Source organism: Burkholderia sp. E168m23 (genome assembly GCF_016586125.1).
Classification (GTDB): Bacteria; Pseudomonadota; Gammaproteobacteria; order Burkholderiales; family Burkholderiaceae; genus Burkholderia; species Burkholderia orbicola.
Genome location: NZ_BCPP01000806.1, coordinates 1 through 3,382, shown reverse-complemented (window position 1 = coordinate 3,382; position 3,382 = coordinate 1). Strand labels below are relative to the sequence as shown.

At 68.3% G+C, this 3,382-nt stretch carries 3 protein-coding genes and 1 pseudogene; 3 read left to right on the top strand and 1 reads right to left on the bottom strand.

Annotation, left to right across the window (positions count from 1 at the left end):
• Window positions 1-233: pseudogene (locus JMF90_RS29965) on the bottom strand (AraC family transcriptional regulator); the annotation flags it as partial.
• Between the two features lie 350 nt (window positions 234-583).
• Between JMF90_RS29965 and JMF90_RS29960 the strand changes: the two are divergent.
• The 3 genes from JMF90_RS29960 to JMF90_RS29950 all read left to right on the top strand — a co-directional run.
• Complete coding sequence (locus JMF90_RS29960) at window positions 584-1,831, top strand: dienelactone hydrolase family protein (protein WP_011549042.1); 1,248 nt, start codon at window positions 584-586, stop codon at window positions 1,829-1,831.
• A 40-nt stretch (window positions 1,832-1,871) separates the two neighbouring features.
• Complete coding sequence (locus tag JMF90_RS29955; RefSeq protein ID WP_011549043.1) at window positions 1,872-2,660, top strand: SDR family oxidoreductase; 789 nt, start codon at window positions 1,872-1,874, stop codon at window positions 2,658-2,660.
• A 64-nt stretch (window positions 2,661-2,724) separates the two neighbouring features.
• Window positions 2,725-3,382 (top strand): styrene monooxygenase/indole monooxygenase family protein (locus JMF90_RS29950; RefSeq protein ID WP_305790763.1); only part of this gene is annotated, 658 nt, incomplete at its 3' end.

Sequence of the window (3,382 nt, the reverse complement as noted above, 5' to 3'; positions counted from 1 at the left end):
ATGCTGACGCCGCCACCGTAATCGAGCAGGTTCAACGACAGGTTGCCCCAGCGCGCATGGTGCATGCAGCTGTGCAGCGCACGCGATTCGCCGGTCGGCGTGAGCCGGTGCGGCTTGAACACATCGGCCACGCGTGCGCGCACCTCGTCGACGTCGTTCGACTGCAGCAGCAGCGTGTCGTGATTGAAACAGGCGGCATCGGCCAGCCAGCCGGTTTCGAAAAATTGCGCCATCGAAGTTCTCCCGTCGTGCTCGATCGCACTCGCGCCGTGCATGCATTCCCGCTATCGGGGAATCCGCCGCACGATCCGGACAGCGCCTGGAGTATCCGGACAGTCCGTCCTACGAAACACGCAAGTCCCGCGCAAGCCACGCAAGAAGCGGACCGTTCGCGCATCGTAGAAAACTGTGCGGGCCTTCCGCATCCGCACATACCCGCACTCGGCCCCGGCCCGCCGGCCTGCGGCAGCCGCTGCCGCAGGTTTCCGGAATTCGCGGATACCGGCCGAAGAAAGCGGATAGAAACGCCCATTTCGGCCGCCAATACTGGGCCGTCACCGAAACCAACCGCATGGAGGGACCCATGAACGGACGTCACATCGAGATTCCAGCGCCGGACGGCGGCGCGTTCCGCGCGTACCTGAGCACGCCGGCCGGCGGCACCGGGCCGGGCATCGTGCTCTGTCACGAGATCTTCGGCGCGAACGCGACGATGCGCGACGTGGCCGACTATTACGCCGAGGAAGGCTATACGGTGCTCGTGCCGGACCTGTTCTGGCGCCAGGCCCCGGGCATCGAGCTCGGTGATACGGCGGCCGATTTCGCGCGCGCGATGGCCCTTTATCGCGAATACGACGAAAACAAGGGCGTCGAGGACATCGGCGCCGCGCTGGCCGAGTTGCGCGAGCGGCCGGAATGCACGGGCGAGGCCGGCGTGCTCGGCTACTGCCTCGGCGGCAAGCTCGCGTATCTCGCCGCGTGCCGGCTGCCGGGCGTGGCCGCGGCGGTCAGTTACTACGGCGTGGGCATCGAGCATGCGCTGGACGAAGCCGCGCACCTGCACGGGCGGCTCGTGCTGCAGATCGCGGAGCTGGACCGCTTCTGCCCGCCCGACGCGCAGCAGCGCATCGCGGCTGCGCTGGCGGGCCGCGGCGGCGTCGAAGTCTACGTCTACCCCGGCGTCGATCATGCATTCGCCCGCGCCGGCGGCGATCATTTCGACAAGGCCGCCGCGGTCATGGCCCACCAGCGCGCGATCGCCGCGTTCCGCGCCGCGCTCGGCCCGCGCTACGACCTGTCCGCGCTGTGGGAAACGCACCTGAAGCACGAGTTCGACACGCGCAACGTCGACGCGACGATGGCCACGATGGTCGCCGAGCCGTACGTCAACCATATTCCGACACTGACGGGCGGCGTCGGCCACGACGAACTGAAGCGCTTCTACACGCATCACTTCGTGCATGCGAACCCGCCCGACACGACGATCACGCCGATCTCGCGCACGATCGCCGCGAGCCAGATCGTCGACGAGCTGCTGTTCCGCTTCACGCACACCACCGAGATCGACTGGATGCTGCCGGGCGTCGCGCCGACCGGCAAGCGTGTCGAGATTCCGCTCGTCGCGATCGTCAAGTTTCGCGGCGACAAGCTCTATCACGAACACATCTACTGGGACCAGGCGAGCGTGCTCGTGCAGATCGGCCTGCTCGATCCGGCCGGCCTGCCGGTCGCGGGCGTCGACACGGCCCGCAAGCTGCTCGACGAAACCGTCCCGTCGAACGGCCTGATGCGCCGCTGGCACGACAGCACGCCATCGACGGATGCGCACTGACGCGGCCCTTCCCTCACCCCACGATTCCCGGAGACACACCATGAATGCCCTTGCTGGCAAAGTCGCGCTCGTCACCGGCGGCGCCACGCTGATCGGCGCCGCGGTCGCGCAGGACCTGAGCCGCGCCGGTGCGTGCGTCGCGATCCTCGATCTCGATGCGGACAACGGCGCACGCGTGGCCGCGTCGCTCGGCGAACGGGCGCTGTTCATCGCGCTCGACATCACCGACGATCGTGCGATCGAGCGCGCGATCGCGACGATCGTCGAGCGGTTCGGCGCGATCGACGTGCTCGTCAATCTCGCGTGCAGCTATGTCGACGACGGCATCCATGCGACCCGGAACGACTGGCTCGCCGCGATGGACGTCAACGTCGTGTCGGCCGCGATGCTCGCGAAGGCCGTGCATCCGCACATGGCCCGGCGCGGCGGCGGCGCGATCGTGAACTTCAGCTCGATCTCCGCACAGTGCGCGCAAACCGGCCGCTGGCTGTATCCGACCTCGAAGGCCGCGATCCGCCAGCTCACGCGCAGCATGGCGATGGATCTCGCGCCCGATCGCATCCGCGTCAACTCGGTATCGCCGGGCTGGACCTGGTCGCGCGTGATGGACGAGATGACGCACGGCGACCGCGCGAAGACCGATCGCGTCGCCGCGCCGTTCCACCTGCTCGGACGCGTCGGCGATCCGTCGGAAGTCGCGCAGGTCGTCACGTTCCTGTGCAGCGACGCGGCGAGCTTCGTGACCGGCGCCGACTACGCGGTGGACGGCGGCTATGCCGCGATGGGCCCCGAACAGGCGGTGCCGGCCATTCCGCGGCTCGCGGAGTGACCGTGCCGCGTCGCCGCTTCCTCCAATCATGACGGCCGCTACGCAACCAACCAAGGACCTTCCCATGAGACGCATCGCTATCGTCGGCGCCGGCCAGTCCGGCCTGCAACTCGCCTTCGCCCTGCTCGACCAGGGCTACCACGTCACGCTCGCGACCAATCGTGACGCGGAGCAGATCCGCACGGGCAAGGTCATGTCGAGCCAGTGCATGTTCCACACGTCGTTGCAGATCGAGCGCGATCTCGGCCTGAATACGTGGGAGGAAGCGTGCCCGGCCGTCGAAGGCATCGGCATCGCGGTGCCGCACCCGGACGGCCACGGCCGCAAGGCGATCGACTGGTCGTCGCGCCTCACCCGCTACGCGCAGTCGGTCGACCAGCGCGTGAAGATGGCCGACTGGCTCGACGGCGTGCGCCGCCGCGGCGCGGACGTGCGCATCGCGGACATCGGCGTGCCCGAACTCGAGGCACTCGCGCGCAGCCACGACCTCGTGCTGCTCGCGGCCGGCAAGGGCGACATCGTCGGCCTGCTCGGCCGCGACGATGCGCGCAGCCCGTTCGACCGCCCGCAGCGCGCACTGGCTCTCACCTACGTGAAAGGGATGACGCCGAGCGAGCCGTATTCGCGCGTACGCTTCAACCTGCTGCCGGGCATCGGCGAGTATTTCGTGTTTCCCGCGCTGACCACCACGGGCCCATGCGAAATCATGGTGTTCGAAGGCA